Source organism: Shewanella sp. UCD-KL12, assembly GCF_001957125.1.
Classification (GTDB): Bacteria; Pseudomonadota; Gammaproteobacteria; order Enterobacterales; family Shewanellaceae; genus Shewanella.
Genome location: NZ_MPHJ01000001.1, coordinates 730,674 through 748,731, shown reverse-complemented (window position 1 = coordinate 748,731; position 18,058 = coordinate 730,674). Strand labels below are relative to the sequence as shown.

15 protein-coding genes are annotated in these 18,058 nt (G+C 44.3%); 12 read left to right on the top strand and 3 right to left on the bottom strand.

Features of this window, described 5'->3' with window-relative positions; genetic code table 11:
- Positions 1-80 precede the first annotated feature (80 nt).
- The 7 genes from BM736_RS03220 to BM736_RS03190 all read left to right on the top strand — a co-directional run bounded on the left by BM736_RS03220 (position 81) and on the right by BM736_RS03190 (position 8,104).
- The gene (locus BM736_RS03220) at positions 81-1,079 is read left to right on the top strand and encodes a DmsE family decaheme c-type cytochrome (protein WP_076408524.1); all 999 of its coding nucleotides are present in this window, start codon (positions 81-83) and stop codon (positions 1,077-1,079) included.
- A 13-nt stretch (positions 1,080-1,092) separates the two neighbouring features.
- Positions 1,093-3,189 (top strand): MtrB/PioB family decaheme-associated outer membrane protein, encoded by a 2,097-nt coding sequence (locus BM736_RS03215; protein ID WP_076408522.1) that lies wholly within the window; start codon positions 1,093-1,095, stop codon positions 3,187-3,189.
- 221 nt (positions 3,190-3,410) lie between these two features.
- The gene (locus BM736_RS03210; protein WP_076408520.1) at positions 3,411-4,019 is read left to right on the top strand and encodes a hypothetical protein; all 609 of its coding nucleotides are present in this window, start codon (positions 3,411-3,413) and stop codon (positions 4,017-4,019) included.
- Between the two features lie 52 nt (positions 4,020-4,071).
- Positions 4,072-4,689, top strand: coding sequence for a uracil-DNA glycosylase family protein (locus tag BM736_RS03205; RefSeq protein WP_076408517.1), 618 nt, complete (start codon positions 4,072-4,074; stop codon positions 4,687-4,689).
- A gap of 134 nt (positions 4,690-4,823) precedes the next feature.
- Positions 4,824-5,813 carry a sensor domain-containing diguanylate cyclase gene (locus tag BM736_RS03200; protein WP_083699810.1) on the top strand — a complete coding sequence of 330 codons (990 nt, stop codon included), beginning with the start codon at positions 4,824-4,826 and terminating at the stop codon, positions 5,811-5,813.
- A 143-nt stretch (positions 5,814-5,956) separates the two neighbouring features.
- Positions 5,957-6,754, top strand: coding sequence for a hypothetical protein (locus BM736_RS03195; RefSeq protein WP_076408514.1), 798 nt, complete (start codon positions 5,957-5,959; stop codon positions 6,752-6,754).
- A gap of 201 nt (positions 6,755-6,955) precedes the next feature.
- Positions 6,956-8,104 (top strand): sugar diacid recognition domain-containing protein, encoded by a 1,149-nt coding sequence (locus BM736_RS03190; protein WP_076408511.1) that lies wholly within the window; start codon positions 6,956-6,958, stop codon positions 8,102-8,104.
- Between the two features lie 380 nt (positions 8,105-8,484).
- On the opposite strand, the gene BM736_RS03185 is transcribed toward BM736_RS03190, so the two are convergent.
- Positions 8,485-8,853, bottom strand: coding sequence for a DoxX family protein (locus tag BM736_RS03185; RefSeq protein ID WP_076408508.1), 369 nt, complete (start codon positions 8,851-8,853; stop codon positions 8,485-8,487).
- 101 nt (positions 8,854-8,954) lie between these two features.
- Between BM736_RS03185 and BM736_RS03180 the strand changes: the two genes are divergently transcribed.
- Both BM736_RS03180 and BM736_RS03175 read left to right on the top strand, forming a co-directional pair.
- Positions 8,955-9,854, top strand: a complete 900-nt coding sequence (locus tag BM736_RS03180; RefSeq protein ID WP_076408506.1) for a LysR family transcriptional regulator — start codon at positions 8,955-8,957, stop codon at positions 9,852-9,854.
- A 418-nt stretch (positions 9,855-10,272) separates the two neighbouring features.
- Positions 10,273-11,496, top strand: coding sequence for a glycosyltransferase (locus BM736_RS03175; RefSeq protein WP_076408504.1), 1,224 nt, complete (start codon positions 10,273-10,275; stop codon positions 11,494-11,496).
- Between the two features lie 76 nt (positions 11,497-11,572).
- On the opposite strand, the gene BM736_RS03170 is transcribed toward BM736_RS03175, so the two are convergent.
- Positions 11,573-13,213 carry a 2Fe-2S iron-sulfur cluster-binding protein gene (locus tag BM736_RS03170; protein ID WP_076408501.1) on the bottom strand — a complete coding sequence of 547 codons (1,641 nt, stop codon included), beginning with the start codon at positions 13,211-13,213 and terminating at the stop codon, positions 11,573-11,575.
- A gap of 149 nt (positions 13,214-13,362) precedes the next feature.
- Entirely contained in the window at positions 13,363-13,908 is a 546-nt protein-coding gene (locus tag BM736_RS03165) for a carboxymuconolactone decarboxylase family protein (protein ID WP_076408498.1), read from the bottom strand.
- Positions 13,909-14,104: 196 nt separating this feature from the next.
- Between BM736_RS03165 and BM736_RS03160 the strand changes: the two genes are divergently transcribed.
- From BM736_RS03160 to BM736_RS03150, 3 genes are all read left to right on the top strand, one after another.
- Entirely contained in the window at positions 14,105-15,004 is a 900-nt protein-coding gene (locus tag BM736_RS03160; RefSeq protein WP_076408495.1) for a LysR family transcriptional regulator, read from the top strand.
- Positions 15,005-15,278: 274 nt separating this feature from the next.
- Positions 15,279-16,637, top strand: a complete 1,359-nt coding sequence (locus tag BM736_RS03155) for a GntP family permease (RefSeq protein ID WP_076408492.1) — start codon at positions 15,279-15,281, stop codon at positions 16,635-16,637.
- 96 nt (positions 16,638-16,733) lie between these two features.
- Positions 16,734-17,915 (top strand): glycerate kinase, encoded by a 1,182-nt coding sequence (locus BM736_RS03150; protein WP_076408489.1) that lies wholly within the window; start codon positions 16,734-16,736, stop codon positions 17,913-17,915.
- Positions 17,916-18,058 lie beyond the last annotated feature (143 nt).

Sequence of the window (18,058 nt, the reverse complement as noted above, 5' to 3'; positions counted from 1 at the left end):
CGCCCTAGCAGGAAAGAGTTTGAAGGGGGAGTCCTCTCCCCCTAGTTTCAAGCGAATTTGTGCAGATTAGGAAGCCAAATATGAAAATCATTAAAACACTAAAATCTGTTTCACTGTCAGTGCTACCCGCACTTCTAGTGTCAGCAGTATTGTCATTAGGCATGACTTCAGCCGCTCACGCGTCTAAGTGGGATGCTAAGATGACCCCAGATGAAGTTGAAGCCACACTGGATAAAAAGTTTGCTGAAGGCAAATACTCTCCGAAAGGGGCAGACTCTTGCTTAATGTGTCACCGTAAATCTGAAAAAGTCATGGATATCTTCAAAGGTGTTCACGGCTCTGTAGACTCAAGCAAGAGCCCGATGGCTGGCCTTCAATGTGAAGCTTGTCATGGTCCAATGGGAAGCCACAACCGTGGTGGTAATGAGCCAATGATCGCCTTTGGTCCTGACTCAACACTGACCGCAGAACTACAAAACAGTGTCTGTATGAGCTGTCACCAAGATGATAAACGTATGTCTTGGAACGGCGGTCATCATGACAATGCTGATGTAGCCTGTGCATCATGTCACTCAATACATACCGACAAAGATCCTGTGCTCTCTAAGAACACAGAGATGGAAGTGTGTACTAGCTGTCACACTAAGCAAAAAGCTGACATGAACAAGCGCTCAAGCCACCCAATGAAGTGGGCACAAATGGTCTGTAGCGATTGTCATAATCCACACGGTACTATGAGTGACTCAGATCTTGTTAAGCCAACTGTTAATGAAACTTGTTATGAGTGTCATGCAGAGAAACGTGGCCCAAAACTGTGGGAGCATGCACCGGTAACTGAAGATTGTGTCACTTGTCATAATCCACACGGTTCGGTGAACGAAGGGATGCTGAAAACTCGTGCTCCTCAACTTTGTCAGCAATGTCACTCAAGCGCCCATAGTGGTCAAGCACTATTCGGTAATACAGATCAAGGATCATCAGTAGGCGGTAGCGCCATGACTGGTGGACGCAGCTGTTTGAACTGTCATACCCAGGTTCATGGTTCAAACCATCCATCTGGCAAGCTATTCCAGCGCTAACGGAGTCGAGAAGATGAAATTCAAATTAAATTTAGTCACCCTCGCCCTCCTTGCTAATGCTGGTATCGCCAGCACTGCGATGGCCGCTGGCGGATACGGTATTCAAAATGCGAATACTGACAAAGTTAAGTTCGAAAAGTGGGATTGTAAGCGTTGTGCAGTTGAAACCGGTGTAAACGGCACGGTTGGTGTCGGCATGGGTTACAACAACAGCGATGATATTCGCTCAGCCAACGCTTTTGCAGCAGAAGATGAGTTCGCCGCTAAGGTCGATGCAGACCTTAAATATGTCAGCGAATCAGGTTACCGTGCGACTGTTGAAGCCGATAACTTAGGCATGGAAAATGGCCGTTTAGATGTCAATGCAGGTAAAACAGGTCAATACAATTTGAACCTAAACTATCGTCAAATTGCCACCTATAAAACAGACAGTGCTATGTCTCCTTATCAAGGCGCAGGGAGTGATAACCTCACCTTACCTGACAACTGGGAGACTGCAGGTTCGAGTCAAGATATGACTCAGCTTAATAGCAGCCTAAACCCACTAGAGCTATCGCTTAAACGTAAGCGTACAGGTCTAGGTTTTGAGTACCAAGGCGAAGAGTTATGGTCAACTTATATCAACTATCAACGTGAAGATAAGACTGGCCTTAAGCAAACTTCTGGTAGTTTCTACAACCAGTCAATGATGCTCGCTGAACCTGTTGATTACACAACAGATACAGTAGAAGCAGGCATCAAGCTTAGAGGTGATAACTGGTTTACAGCCCTGAACTACTCAGGTTCAAGCTTTAAAAACCAGTATAGCCAGCTTACGTTTGAAAACGCATTTAACCCAACGTTTGGTGCGCAAACTCAAGGGACTATGGCACTCGATCCAGACAATGAAGCACATACTGTTTCAGTACTGGGTCAAGTCACTGCCGATAAAACTATCTTAAGTGGTCGCGTTCACTACGGACAGATGACTCAAGATCAAGAGTTTGTCACTTCAGGTTATGGCTATCAGCTACCTTCTGAATCACTCGATGCACGCGTTGATATGAAGGGCGTTAACTTAAAGGTAGTTTCACGTCTAAATCGCAGCGTTCGCGTCAACGCCAGCTATGATTATAGCGACCGTGATAACAAGACCAATATTGAAGAGTGGACGCAGATCAGCATCGACTCAACAACAGGTCAAGTGGCTTATAACACACCTTATGACATCACCACTCAGCGCGCTAAGTTAGGTGCCGATTACCGCATCGCACGTGGCATGCGTCTTGAGGCCGGTTATGACTACCGTCAAGATGAGCGTAGTTACCAAGATCGCGAAACCACTAACGAGCACACGCTGTGGAGTAAATTCCGTCTTAGCAAGTTCGATAACTGGGATATGTGGATTAAAGGTAGCTATGGCGAACGTGATGGCTCTGAGTACCAAGCGTCAGAGTGGACGTCAAGTGAATCTAACGACTTGCTACGTAAGTACAACATCGCCGATCGTAAGCGTACTATGCTCGAGGCCCGTGTAACACACAGCCCAATAGAAACGCTAACGATTGATTTTGGTACCCGTTATGCCCTTGATGATTATAGCGATACTCAAATTGGTTTAACTGAATCAACTGATCTTAGCTATGACATTAGTGCAAGTTACCTCATCAATGATGATATGACAGTCACTGCATTCTACAATCGTCAAAATATCGAATCCGATCAGGCTGGTAGCTCTAACATGAGCACACCAAACTGGTTTGGCGTTGTTGAAGATCAGGTCGATGTGATTGGTGCAGGTTGGAGTTACAACAACCTGATGGAGAAGAAACTACGTTTAGGCGTAGATTACACTTACTCTAAGTCAGACAGCACCACGCAGGTCACTCAAGGTATTACTGGTGATTATGGCGATTACTATGCCAAGTCTCATAACGTCAACATCTATGGTCTATACCAAGCTACTGAAAAGATGGCACTGCGTTTAGACTACAAGATGGAGAAGTACGAAGACAATGATGCGGCCAATGAGATCGCACCTGATGAGATCTGGAACGTAGTTAGCTTTGGCTCTAACAGCCACGACTATAACGCCCACATGATCATGTTAAGTATGAGCTACAGACTGTAAGTCTTTAGGCTGTAGATAGCTTCTAGCTAGTACTTCATAAGATAAATGCCAGTTCCTATATTAGGAGCTGGCATTTTTATTGGGCTTAACTCTTAACTCTCACAGCAACTCACACCAGATAAGCTGTTAGCTCACATCTCTCAGAATAGGTACGCAAGCCTTGAAATAATGACTAATTTAGGAGAAGGTTACCCACCTAATTTTTTCTTCATCGAATTGATATGTCTGCCAATAAATCCTCTGTATCGCTCATCACTTTTTTTACAGTACTGCTTACTAGTTCTTTTTCAGCTCATGCAATGGATGGCACCGCTTATACCGCGACAGCTTTTATCATCTTGGTACTGGGTGGGTTTATCTTGATGAACCTTGTACTCAATGGGTTATTCTTTTTTGCGGGTAAATATCAAAGCAAGCGCTTTAGTAAAGCTCACACTATTGTCAGTCTTATTTTGCCAGTTGTAGCCCTTATCTGGACGCTGGTTGATCATGTGGGTTTTGCCGACTTGGCGTTAAATATCGGTCTAATCATAGTCGCCATAGGTTTAGCACTACTGCCAATACAGCTCTCACTGCATCAACGTAGTGAGCATAGCTATACGAGCCTCATTCTGAGTATCGGTTCACTGGCTTTTCTCGGGTTATCCTACTTCATACAACCGATTGCGATTTTTGCCATCGTTGCAGCTCATGTATCACTCATGGGCCAACTTAATAGTGATAAGCAGGCAAATAGTGCGCGTATCTTTGCCTTTGCCTCTTTGCTTATTAGCTACCCGGTACTTGCTTACTGGCTATATCAAACAGCAACAGTCATTGCTGCTTTGTAAGTCAGTTTCAACATAAATTACATGCAGCATGAGTCACTATCGTTGAGCCAATATGAGTAAGTCAGAGGAGCTACACGCGCTTATACAGCAAATCTCAGCCTGTACTTTATGTCAGGCTGAACTGCCTCTTCCGGCGAAACCGATCATCCAACTGTCCAGCCAAGCTAAAATACTGATTGCAGGCCAAGCTCCCGGCATTAAGGCCCATGACAAAGGTGCGCCTTTTCATGATCCCAGTGGTCAAAGATTAAGAGACTGGCTCGGAGTCACTGAAGAGCAGTTTTTTGATGAGCGTATTTTTGCCATTCTTCCCATGGGATTTTGTTTTCCAGGCACGATTATTCGAAATGGCAAAAAGTCAGGTGATAAACCACCGATACCGCTATGTGCAGAAACCTGGCGACAGGCGATATTGAAGCAGCTGACCCAAGTCGAGCTGGTGATTGTGCTGGGTCAATATGCAATCGACTATCACTTAACAAAAAATAAGCAGCCAAAATTATCTGTCACAGAAGCTGTCATGAACTGGCAGGAGTATTGGCCGCAAAAAATAGCTTTGCCCCATCCAAGCCCGAGAAATAACATCTGGTTAAAACGTCATCCCGAATTTGAAATAGAGGTTTTACCTGTACTTAAGCAAAGGGTTGCAGCGCTTATTAATCAATACTAACACTTAATGATTTTCACTCATTAATCAGTAAAAAGTCTCATATTCCCTAGTCAGTCGAATATTCTGAATCAAGCACTCCCAAAATAGTCAGTGCTTGCTAAACTTAATAAAAATAACGTACTGCAGAGGCGCTTGTGGGCCAGCAAGTCAAGACAGTTCCAACTCCCTATCCCTACACCTCAATTTTAGAACTTGAAATTGAAGATATTGATTGGCATCGCTGGCAACGTCTGGTTAATACCGTCGCCGATATGTTCAATGCACCAGCAACTTTTATCAACCAAGCTAATCTCAAAGGTATCGAAGTGATCATCGCCTCTGAGAAACCGGAAACCCACTATCAGCCGGGCAGCGTCGATCTAGACACCAATATCTATTGTCATCACGTAGTAAAAAACTCCAGCGAGCTTTATGTCAAAGATGCCAAACAAGATCCCCAATGGAGTAATAACCCTGAATATACCGAAGACAACTATGTGTCATATCTCGGCCTGCCAATTTCATGGCCCGATGGCAGCATTTTCGGCACCTTGTGTGTACTTGATACTAAAGTCACCGATTACCCTGAAACCTATATCAAAGCATTGTCAGTGATTAAAGAGGTCGTCGACAGTGATCTTCGCCATCTATACAAAGAAAATCAGCTCCTCACGCTTAGTTACACCGACCCCCTCACCCAAATTTATAATCGCCGTGGCTTTGAAGACCTGTTAATCAGCACTCAAGACTTAGCCCAAAGGCTCAATAGACAGCTTATCTTGCTGTATTTTGATCTCGACCATTTCAAAGAGGCCAACGATAACTTTGGTCATGATATTGGTGACGATATTTTAAAAACCTTCGCCAAAACATTAAAAATGAACAGTCGAAGCTGTGACTTAGTGGCAAGATGGGGAGGAGATGAATTCATAGTATTGATCCATGCTGAAAACGAGAACTGTGTTGAGATTTTTAACAATAGAATGGCTGCACATTTATCCGCTTGTCCCATCAAGACTGAGATACAATTCTCATTTGGTTATGCAGTATTAAAGCCTGGGGAGAGAACTGAACTAGAAGCCTTGTTAAAGATTGCTGATGAATATATGTATCAAAACAAATTAGCTAAAAAACCTCATCCTTAACGCCCATAGAATCTAGCAATCAACACTAAAACAGAATAAACCACTAATATTTGATGTTGAACAACTCTTCAGCCTTGATGTGCCCACCACCACTCATATAAAATCACTCACAAATGGATCACATATAGACGGAACCTATACCTATGACACTTTCGGCCTCCTCTCGCCAGATACAGATATACCTGCCCCTTTTAATTGCTTTGCTATTTGCTTGTCTTCTCGCTGCATGTGGTGGCGGTGGTGCCAACTCTAGTGATGAAAAAAACACTGGCAATAGCAGCAGTACACACGAATTCAATGCTCAATTTATCAATCTTATCCAAAGTGACAATACTCAAACAGGGGCTAAGGTCGACCTTTTCTATCAGCATATTGGTATAGATGAAATAGAGGTTGCCTCGAATGTCGATTATTTATCGGCTCAAAAAACAGCTCAATTTGGCTGGAGTGGTTTATCTCAGGCTAATCTTAGTTTCATCATCAGAGATTCATTCAATAATCAGTCGCTAATCAGCAAGAACACCATGAGCTATAGTAGTGCTCAACAAGCACACTTTTTAATCGCAACAGGCGAAAAGCCATCGACACATGCCGTATCGGTTTTCCGCGTAAACAAACTCACTGAAGCGCAAAGCAGCTACCGCCTGTTCCATGCTAATGCCTTAGATAGCCGCAACATAGATATCTATAACGCCGATACTCAAACCGCGATCCTAACTAATCTGGCCTTTAACCAACTATCTGCGCCAATTAAATTTGACCCAAACATCGCCCAGAGCAATATCTTCGTTATACCTACAGGTACAACCCCAGATTACACCAATACCGCTGACTACCTTTTACAGGCTGTAATAGCCCAAGAATCAAGTCACACACTCAGTGTACTTATAGCTAAACCAGGCACAGCGTCCGGCTGGCAGCTCAAGCACTATCCCGAGTAAAACTATCGAGTAAGAATGCCGAGTAAAAACTATCCAGTAAGCGTATCGAGTGAAATTGATGGTTTGGCGGCTCTTGTTACCTCAAAGACAACAGGCGCTTCGATGCCACAATTTCTTTATAAACGACAAAGTTTGCCGTATCTCATAGTTAGCCTCTCAAAAATACCTTAAGCTAATACAAACTCCCTTGAGACCCTTAATGTGTATTTTTTAGACACCGACTTAGCCCAACAGATAGTCGAGCGAACCATGAAAATTATCGCTCACAATATCAATGTCATGAATGATAAGGGCGTCATTTTGGGCTCTGGCGATCCCCACCGTATTGGCTCGACCCATGAAGGCGCTTTACTTGCCATTAGCCAAAATCGCACCGTCGAGATAAATTCAGCCACAGCGGCCAACCTCCACGGTGTTAAAGCGGGCATCAACTTACCCCTGCATTACAAGGGTGAGATCATTGGCGTAATAGGCATCACAGGTGAGCCCGACACCTTGAAGCATTACGGTGAGTTACTGAAGATGACCGCCGAAATGATTGTCGAACAAGCTAACTCTTTAGAATTAGCTCAATGGCAATACCGGCAAAAAGAGGAGCTTATTCTACAACTAATTAGGTCTGATACTGAGTTTTCACCTCAGCTCAAAGACTGGGCAATGCAACTCAATATTGAGCTCGATACCCCCCGTGTGGTTGCCGTTATTCAAGTCCAGGGTGACGAGGAGCAAACCTCAGTAAACTCCCTTCTAAAGAAAGTGCTTAACTTATTAGAAAATCCATCGCGTGGTAACTTAGTCGCCATGACTTCGATGACTGAGCTGGTGATCTTAAAGCCAGCATTTTTAGATGGTAATAAGTGGGATCCTCACCTTGAGAGCCAACGCATTGACCAACTACTTACACGCATCCCAGCAGAGATGAACGTGAGATTAAAGATAGCCTTAGGTCACTACTTCCCAACGCCTGCCGACATCAGTCGCTCCTACTTTACCGCCAGAGAAACCCTAAAGTTAGGCCAACAACTCAGACCGGCCGACAACAAGTATCTCTATGAAGATTTCTCACTGCTTGTACTCCTATCGGGCCTAAGAGGCGATTGGCGTGGAGATGAGCTAATCACCCCTTATCAGTCACTCATAGCATCCGATAAAAATGGTCAACTCAGAAAGACCTTAACGGCGTATCTACAGCATTTTGGCGACCTGCAACAGTGCGCCAACGAGTTATTTATCCATAGAAACACGCTGAGATACCGCCTTGATAAGATCAAGCAAGTAACAGGCGTTGATATACAAGAACTCGACGGCCTACTTCAGCTATATCTTGGGCAGGTATTGAGTAAAAAATGATTTCGGCCTTCGAATGAAGGCTGATTACATTTTTTGTTGTTGGTATAACCGTCATCCCTATACACTCTACGGCATCATCTGACCCACATGGTCTTAAGCGTTCCAGACACTTTTAAGACATTCCCCATATCCCTATGGGTCAGATGTGGTGAATGCCGAAAAATGTACGACTGAAAGGATTCAGGAGGTAGAGTAACGCAGGGAGCAGTTACCGAGGGAACATTTTTGGCCTTGAAGCCTAAGTCCACAACTCATCTTCCCCCGTTGTTCTGTCTCTTATTCGATTGATGTTTTATTGGTAACACGTATATGTCCCACTCCTTCTTACGAGGCTTTAGCCTATTGTTTCACCGAAGAGTCACTGCGCTTATTTTTTCATACTAACGGTTAATCACTATCCCTAGTAATGGTGAAAGCAGCGGCAGAGAAAGTAACAATGTCAGCATTGAAGGAATAGCCTCTTTCCAAGTATCGAATTTAAAATGGAAGTACATAGCTCCAACTGAGGTTAATGTAATTAATCCTGCACTTAGTGCGCTTAATAGCAACTCTTCGGTAATCATACCTACTAGCATTCCTATCGCACCTGTGGCTTCAATGACTCCAACAGCAACCATTGAAGCTCGATTGAGGCCATACTTATGAAAGAAAGCCAATTGAGGTTCATACACGACTTTAATCCATCCCAGTATTTTAATAGAACTTGCAAACAGAAAAAATGAAATCAGCAACCCTTGAATAATCGACATAAGTTTATCTCCACATTAATTTAGTATCATCATTTAAGCATTCCTAAATCATCATTAGTAGACTAGTATTTGACTTATTATGATTCCAAATAGGAATGCAAGTGGATAAGATTCAATGCTTGACCGTTTTCAGCCGTGTTGCTTTTCATGGGACATTTACTGCTGCTGCAAATGAACTTAACATCACTCAAAGCGCTGTTAGCAAAAAGATAGCTTGGTTGGAACAAGATATTGGCATCACTTTGTTTCACCGTCATGCTCGCGCAATCAGCCTGACAAATGGTGGGAAACAATATTTGAAGTTGGCCATAAAGTTGACAGAAGAGTTAAGTACATTTGAATCTCAGATAAGGCAAGAGCAAACTATTGTATCGGGTACATTGAAGCTTTCTGTACCCAGCGCATTTAGCGTGCGATTACTTTCTTCACCACTCAATGAGTTTATGAACTTTAACCCTAACCTAACTGTTGATTTGTCGGTATCGGATAAGCTGGTCAATTTAGTTGAAGATGAGATTGATATTGCAATTCGAGCTACCTATCTCAAAGATTCTGGATTAAAAGCCAAGTGGTTGATGGACAATGAACTCGTCTATTTTGCGTCAGCCAAATACCTAGCCAACAATCCACCAATTACTGAAGCAAAGGATCTAGAGCAGCATAAATGCCTTACCTATTCCTTATCTCCCCCAACAAACCTATGGCGGTTTAATGATGGAAATGAAGAGCTGAAAATAAAAGTTCATGAACGAATTAGATGTGATAATCCAGAAATGTTAGTGAAAATGGCAAAGCTTGGTCAAGGTGTGACTGCAATGCCTAGATGGATGGTAGAGGAAGAGCTGAAATCAAATGAACTAAAAGTAGTATTACATCAATATCAATCTTCCAAATTGCCTATGTACCTAATTTATAAAGATGTTGATTACCAACCACAGAGCATTCGCTCGTTTGTAGACTTTCTTTCTGATTACTTTTTTCAACATAAAAAAGACAGATGAGTGTCTCCAGGGCCAAATTAAACTTTACCTCTAGCCAGTAAAGTTACAATCGAAGAGACAAACACTCAGGTGTGAACGCGGCTGTGACCTTCGACAGCATGGCCAAAAATGTTCCATACATTTTTTGGCATTTCCACTATCCATGGTGGTCAGATGCTGTCGTAGAGGCTATAGGGATACTTCTTATGAGATCAAAAGCCACAGCGTGTCACAGAACCTTCTCGTAATAGGAGCTCACATCCCTCGCCGGGCAGGCGTTTGATAACAATACTAGATTGGTGATCTGCAAACTAACCAAATACCAAACCTCCCCAATGAAACCCACAAAAGATATTTAACCAACTTGTTATCCGACAAGCTTGAACCTTCATCGGGTATACAATACCCTCCCAGTAAAGTACCTATTATGTGAGAAGTAATGAAAAAAGTATTAGTGATTGGCTATGTCTGGCCTGAGCCAAACTCATCGGCAGCAGGTACCCATATGTTGTCGCTATTGAGGCTCTACAGACAGCAGGGTTGGCAGGTTGAATTTGCCACACCTGCTCAGCCTTCCGATCATATGATAGACCTAAATTTAGAAGGCATAAGCAGTAAGAACATTAGCCTTAACTGTGACAGCTTCGATATTTATATCTCTGAATATCAACCTGACATCGTCATGTTTGACCGCTTTATGATGGAGGAGCAGTTTGGATGGCGCGTCGAAAAAAATTGCCCGAATGCCTTAAAGGTACTCGATACCGAAGATCTACAATGTCTGCGCAATGCACGTCATCAAGCTGTTAAAGGTGAGCGTACGCTCACTCAAGCGGATCTGTTTAGTGATATCGCCAAACGTGAAATTGCCGCAATCCTTCGCTGCGATATCTCGCTTATCATCTCAAGTTACGAGATGGAACTTTTACAAAGCCAGTTCAAAATTGACCCCAGTATTTTGCATCATTTGCCATTTATGGTGGATCTAAACAAGTGCCCGACTCAGACAAAAAGCTTCACTGAACGTCAGCACTTTATGACCATAGGTAATTTCCGCCACGCCCCAAATTGGGACGCTGTTTTATACCTGCAAAAAATCTGGCCATTAATTAGAAAACAGCTCCCAGAGGCTGAGCTGCATATCTATGGCTCTTACCCACCACCGAAAGCTACTGCACTTAATAACCCCAAGACCGGCTTTTTAATCAAGGGCTGGGCGGAAGATGCTTATCAAGTGATGGAGCAATCACGCGTCTGTTTAGCCCCAATTCGCTTTGGGGCTGGCATTAAGGGCAAATTGCTCGATGCGATGATCATGCAAACGCCAAGCGTGACCACATCGGTGGGCAGTGAAGGCATGCTTAGCGATGAGCCGTGGCCGGGGGATATCACTGATGATTATCAAGAGTTCGCACACTCAGCAGTCAGATTGTACCAAGAGGAATCACGCTGGCTTGAAGCTCAGGGCAATGCATCGACGCTATTAACGGCAAGGTACAATGGCGAGACCTTAGGGATTGATTGGATGAAAAAGCTCAGTGATACCTTAGATAATTTAGCTGAGCACAGGCTAAATAACTTCACCGGCGCCATGCTTAAGCACCACTCTATGGCGAGCACTAAGTATATGTCTCAGTGGATCGCAGCTAAAAATACCAAGTGATAGGACCAAAGGGGCTCAGTAGGCTAAATGAGCTGAGCCCTCATCCACGCTACGCCATAGCGGTCAAATAAGATTATCAAAGATCCAGAGTCAGTGTTGGGCTTGCCGCTCTGGATACACATGGGCAAAACAATTGAAGTTGCTCTTTTTCAATATCAGTTAGCGCAGTGTCCCTATGCTCAGGTATTCCCTTAACGACAGGGAGCGCGCACTGTTTGCAACTTCCAGACTGGCAACTAAAAGGAGTATCTATTTTAGCAGCTAGCAGTGCATCTAAAACCGTTTCATCAGCACCAACCTCAAGTTTCAACTTAGACTTAGTGAGCTCTACTGTGAATGCGCTATCCTCGATACTTTGAGCGGTATCAAGGCCGAAGCCTTCACGTTTAATTCGGTCACTATCTATACCTAACTCGTTTGCTATGAACTGCATCTCATGTAGCATCTTTTGTGGACCGCAAATATAGAAGATGGCATTTTGAGGAGAGGTCGTGAGTAGATAACGTAAGCTCAATCGCCTGCTTTCATCACTAGGATAAATAGTTATCGACTCACCAAACTCTCGCTGTAACCTGTCCCTAAAGGCCATGTCTTTAATACTTCGCCCACTATAATGTAGTGACAGGGTGACACCTCTGGACTTTAAGTATTGGGAAAGCGGCTTTATAACAGTGATCCCCACTCCACCCGCAATCAAGATCGCCGGCTCCGTGCCTGAGTGCACATCAAACTGGTTCGCTGGTAGCTCACAATTTATTACCATACCAAGTTGAAAGTGGTTGTGAATCGCATGAGATGCACTATTACGGATATCTCGATTCGTAGCAACATCTGACTCACTGTGTTGTCGTTTGGCGAGTACCGCGATCTCATAGAAATTTCGCCGCGACGGGTTCGAGCAAAGTGTGTAAGAGCGATACACTTGCTGGCCATCACTTAAAATAACCGGAATCTTGATATGTGAGCCCGCAGTCACTAAAGGCAGCTCGCCCCCGTCAGCAGCTTTAAATTCAAAGGCTCGTATTTCAGGTGTCAACTGGCGTATTCCGCTAATAACCAAACTTAGTGGCCCCTCACCAAGTACTGCTGGACTCTGTATTGGCAAATGACTGCTTGCATTCAAGACACTCATTTTTGAAGCATTAGCATTTAAAGCATTTGCTTCGGCAAGTTTAGCCGCGACGATCTCTTTTTCGCTGTATCGCGGAGTGATATGTTTAGGGCAGTTCCAATCAAAGGCTTCAACGTGGATAATAAAAGCCCGCTCGACTCTAGCGCGATATTCATCATCTTGCAGTTGACTCAGCGTTGATGAGTCATTCACATCTACAAGCTTTACCCTGCCAAACAGCTTAAGTCGGGTCTTGTTGGGGTAATCCATAAAAAACAGTGACACCTTGTCATTATTCTTAACATTACCTGTGCTGATGTACTGACGATTACCGGTATAATCAGCAAATCCGATAGTCTTTTCATCAATCACCTTCATAAAGCCCTGAGGCCCACCTCGATGTTGAATATAGGGCCAGTCAGTTTCACTGACGCTGGCCATGTAAAAGCTATCACGGGCCAAAATAAACGCAGTTTCAGCAACACCTAGACGGTCATTAACATCCTCTCCACTTTCCATCCGCTCATAGCTTTTGCGACTGCCCAGCTGGGTTTGGACCGCTTTCACGGCTTGAGTGAATCCTATCTCAGCAAATTTATGACCCATGACTCTATCTCCAATAACACGATAACTCTTGCAGTTACTCAACCTGCTTAGCCGCTTCAACAAGCCACTCGCAGATACTCACTAACATCTATGAAAAACATTTATCTGACACAGATGTCAAGTTTTAACTATTTTCAACTCACGCAACATTAGGCGACCTTATTCAAGGAGACCTTCGGAAAATCGATATCGAGTTGACTTGCTTTGCCGAGAATATTGGTCAGTACATTCATGCCGACATGGGCAATAATCTCCACAATTTCAGCCTCACTGTAGCCAGCTTCACGCACCTTTAAGAGCTCAGCATTAGTCACATCACCATTATGCTCAGCAAGAGATTGAGCAAACTTAACCGCCTCAGCAGCCTTCGCATCATGGCTCGTTCCAGCGCGATTAGCCTCTATTTCATCACCATTTAGCCCAGCTTTTCGACCTAATGCCGTGTGCGCAGATAGGCAATACTCACAGGCATTTTGTTCCGCTAAGGCTAATGCTATTCGCTCGCGCGTTGGCGCGGTCAAGCTCCCTTCCCCAGCAATGCCATGTAAGCCTAAGAAAGCACGCAGTGCGGCTGGTGAGTTAGCAAACACTTTCAAAAAGTTGGGTACCATGCCTAGCTGTGATTGAATCCCCTCTAGCAGGGCTTTTTGCTCTTCATTTGCAGTTTCTATTTCGATTAGGTTAATCCGGCTCATAGTCGTTCTCCATTATTTATTTGTCTAAAGTTAAATGACTCAAAATTTAAGACTCATTTGATTTAAGGTGTATCAGTAACAAGCCCTGCTTGCTTGAGAACTAGATTGCCAAATTTCACTTATTAGAAGAATACCCGTATATTTAACTTAACAATTTCATTAAGTGAAATAATTAATTTGAAGATCGGAACAGATAATGGATAGGTTTCATCTACTCAAGGTATTTATTGCCGTTGCTGAAGAGCAAGGCTTTGCTGCGGCAGCGCGAAGATTGAATATGTCACCGCCCGCAGTCACCCGCGCCATCGCAGGTCTCGAAACACAGTTAAATGTAAAACTTCTCAACCGCACTACCCGCTTTGTTAGGACCACAGATATAGGGCTCAGATATTTAGACGATGCCAAACGTATTTTGGCTGAATTAAAAGCCGCTGATGATGCGCTAACAGGAATAAATGCTGAGCCTCAAGGGCAGCTGACCATCACCGCTCCAGTTCTTTTTGGTAGCCTGTTCGTCATGCCTACTATCGTCGATTACCTGAAGAAATATCCCAAGATGGAGGTTTCGGCTATTTTTCTCGACAGAGTCGTTAATATGCTTGAAGAGGGGATCGATGTTGGCGTACGTATCGGGCAACTGCCAGACTCCAGTTTGCGAGCAAAACGTGTTGGATCGGTCAGACAAGTACTTTGTGCATCACCACAATATATTCATAAACACGGTATACCTAATCACCCCGATGAACTAGCACAACACACCATCATAGCTTCAAAAGCTGGTAACAACGGCTTAGATTGGCGCTTTCCAGCCGGTAAAGAGCATATAACGATTAAAGTTAAGCCTCGCCTGACCGTCACCACTAATGACGCCGCTATCTCCTCAACCATTGAAGGGTTCGGCATTACCCGCTTACTCTCATATCAAATAGCACCTCAGCTTGCTGCAGGGACACTAAAAATCATCTTGGCAGAGTATGAGCCAGAGCCAAGACCTGTGCATATCATACATAGAGAGGGACCAAACGGTGCCGTTAAGGTGCGCGCCTTGGTTGATTTATTAGCAGAACAGCTAAGGCATAACTCAGCGCTAAATTGATCGTAATCGCTTAAAACACAATCCACAGACAAGCTCATTATTGTGACTTTTGATTCAATTTCTGCGTCGACTTGCAATCTACCCGCAGATTTTAGTGCATACGCACAAAAACGAACCTTACAAAGTGGGAAAATTAGTCACTAGTCACGATGCCTGATTGTACTTATCACAGGATAATAGCCAAAGCCTGAAATACCTTAACCATCGACCTCATCTATGGTTAACAAACCGGGTTAACCCAAAATAGCAATTAAAACCCAAACAGGGACACCCTATGAGCCAAGTTCTAATTTTGTTAGCAGTGATTTTATTCATTGTTATCGCGACCTCAAAATTTAAGCTCCATCCATTTTTAACACTAATATTAGCGTCGTTTATCACCGCCTTCTCATACGGTTTACCGAGTGCAGATATAGCCAAAACTATCACCTCTGGATTTGGTGGTATTTTGGGTTATATCGGTCTGGTTATCGTACTCGGTACCATTATCGGAACCATTTTAGAAAAGAGCGGTGCAGCCATCACTATGGCTGATGTGGTTATCAAGGTACTGGGAAAACGCTTCCCAACTTTAACCATGTCGATCATCGGTTACTTAGTATCAATCCCAGTATTTTGTGACTCTGGCTTTGTGATCCTAAACTCGCTGAAACAATCTATGGCGAACCGCATGAAGGTCTCAAGCGTCTCCATGAGCGTAGCATTAGCAACGGGTCTATATGCGACTCATACCTTTGTACCACCAACGCCTGGTCCGATTGCCGCTGCGGGTAACTTAGGCCTTGAATCAAATCTTGGTTTAGTTATCGCCGTTGGTGTCTTTGTTGCCGCAATTGCAGCACTTGCTGGTACGCTATGGGCTAACCGCTTTGCAAATGTCGAGCCTGACGGTGAAGGTGCTGACGAGCTAAAAACTAAGGTTGAAGACTTTGATAAACTCAAAGAAGCCTATGGCAAGCTACCAAGCCCTACTCGCGCCTTTGCCCCTATTTTCGTCCCTATTTTACTTATCTGTTTTGGCTCTATCGCAAACTTCCCATCAGCGCCTTTAGGTGATGGTGTGTTATTTGATGTACTGGCCTTCTTAGGTCAGCCAGTCAATGCATTGATGATTGGCCTGTTTCTGTCGCTTTCGCTGCTTAAAAGCAGTGATAAAGTGAAAGAGTTCAGCGAGCGTATTAGCCAAGGGCTTGTGGTTGCAGCGCCAATTCTATTAATCACTGGTGCAGGTGGTGCATTTGGTGCCGTACTAAAAGCTACTGAGATCGGAACCTTCCTTGGTACATCACTATCAGCCTTAGGTATAGGTATCTTTATGCCATTCGTTGTTGCTGCTGCGCTCAAATCTGCGCAAGGTTCATCGACTGTAGCACTTGTGGCTACATCGGCTTTAGTCGCTCCAATGCTTGGTGATATCGGCCTTGCCAGCGATATGGGTCGAGTGCTGACTGTGATGGCTATTGGTGCTGGTGCAATGACAGTATCTCACGCCAACGACAGTTTCTTCTGGGTAGTCACTCAATTTAGCCGCATGAGCGTTAAACAAGCTTATAAGGCGCAAACCATGGCAACCTTAGTTCAGGGTCTAACCGCAATGACCTTGGTCTATATCTTAAGTTTAGTGCTTCTTTAAAGACTAAACACCCCCGAATTCAGTGGCTGTCACAGCAGCCACTGATTCATTTTTGCATATCAGTTCATCTTCAGGCCGCATTTAGGATCCAAACCAATGAAAATAGTTATCGCCCCAGACTCCTTCAAAGAAAGCCTAAGTGCTATGGATGTCGCCAACGAAATAGAGCGAGGCTTTAAATCTGCACTCCCTGATGCTGAATATATCAAGGTCCCTGTCGCCGATGGCGGTGAAGGTACTGTGCAGTCTATGGTTGATGCAACCAAAGGCACAATTATTGAGCTGGATGTTATCGGCCCGTTAGGCAACCGAGTACAAGCTCACTACGGCATTTTAGGCGATGAATTTCAATCAGATAAAAAAACCGCCATTATCGAAATGGCCGCGGCCTCTGGCCTGCACCATGTGTCAGTGGAAAAACGTGACCCTCGAATCACAACCTCTTATGGCACAGGTCAACTGATTTGTGATGCCCTTAACCGTGGTATCACCCGCATTCTTATTGGTTTAGGTGGTAGCGCAACGAACGATGGCGGCGCGGGCATGGCCCAAGCTTTGGGGATTCACCTGCTAGATAAATCTGGCAAGGCGTTGAGCGTTGGCGGTTTAGCATTAAATCAGCTTCACAGCATAGAGATGCAAGATAGACACCCCCTTATTGAACAGTGCGAATTTATTGTCGCCTGCGATGTAGACAATCCGTTATGTGGTGATAAAGGGGCTTCAGCCATTTTCGGCCCGCAAAAAGGCGCGACACCTGAGATGGTAGCCGATCTCGATGCAGCCTTGAGCCAATACGCCGACATTATTGCCAGCACCGCTGTCAACAAACAGCTCAATCACGACACGATTGACGATAAACGTAATACCCCCGGCGCCGGTGCGGCTGGTGGCATGGGGCTCGGTGTGATGGCTTTTCTTAGCGCATCTCTCAGGCCTGGCATAGATATCGTCATGGAAACAGTGAAACTTGATGACAAGGTAAAAGGCGCTGATTTAGTCATAACAGGCGAAGGTAGGCTCGACAGTCAAACACTTCATGGCAAAACACCTATGGGGGTTGCTAGGGTTGCCAACAGCCAAAACATACCGGTAATAGCGATAGCAGGCTGTGTCAGTGATGACGCCAACATACTGCTTGAACATGGCATTGACGCTCTCTTCTCAATCACGCCAAGGGCATTACCGCTTGATGAAGTGCTGGCTAATGCTAAGCATAATTTGCTTACCACTTCGCAAAATATTGCCGCCCTTTATGCAATGAAGGTAAAAAAATAAAACGCCCTACCTGAAGACGATACCATGCCTTGGTGTGTTTATCGTCTTCATTTATAGCACCTCCACGCTCAGTCAAAACCCTCCTCCTGGCTTTACATTCCTAACAGATCGATTTAAGTTTGCTACTTGATGCACTTTAGATC

Bases quoted from the DNA above. Each gene is read 5' to 3' on its own strand.
- BM736_RS03160 (WP_076408495.1), top strand. From the start codon at position 14,105: ATGGATAGGTTTCATCTACTCAAGGTATTTATTGCCGTTGCTGAAGAG.
- BM736_RS03165 (WP_076408498.1), bottom strand. From the start codon at position 13,908: ATGAGCCGGATTAACCTAATCGAAATAGAAACTGCAAATGAAGAGCAA.
- BM736_RS03170 (WP_076408501.1), bottom strand. From the start codon at position 13,213: ATGGGTCATAAATTTGCTGAGATAGGATTCACTCAAGCCGTGAAAGCG.
- BM736_RS03185 (WP_076408508.1), bottom strand. From the start codon at position 8,853: ATGTCGATTATTCAAGGGTTGCTGATTTCATTTTTTCTGTTTGCAAGT.
- BM736_RS03195 (WP_076408514.1), top strand. From the start codon at position 5,957: ATGACACTTTCGGCCTCCTCTCGCCAGATACAGATATACCTGCCCCTT.
- BM736_RS03220 (WP_076408524.1), top strand. From the start codon at position 81: ATGAAAATCATTAAAACACTAAAATCTGTTTCACTGTCAGTGCTACCC.
- BM736_RS03205 (WP_076408517.1), top strand. From the start codon at position 4,072: ATGAGTAAGTCAGAGGAGCTACACGCGCTTATACAGCAAATCTCAGCC.
- BM736_RS03175 (WP_076408504.1), top strand. From the start codon at position 10,273: ATGAAAAAAGTATTAGTGATTGGCTATGTCTGGCCTGAGCCAAACTCA.
- BM736_RS03210 (WP_076408520.1), top strand. From the start codon at position 3,411: ATGTCTGCCAATAAATCCTCTGTATCGCTCATCACTTTTTTTACAGTA.
- BM736_RS03150 (WP_076408489.1), top strand. From the start codon at position 16,734: ATGAAAATAGTTATCGCCCCAGACTCCTTCAAAGAAAGCCTAAGTGCT.
- BM736_RS03215 (WP_076408522.1), top strand. From the start codon at position 1,093: ATGAAATTCAAATTAAATTTAGTCACCCTCGCCCTCCTTGCTAATGCT.
- BM736_RS03155 (WP_076408492.1), top strand. From the start codon at position 15,279: ATGAGCCAAGTTCTAATTTTGTTAGCAGTGATTTTATTCATTGTTATC.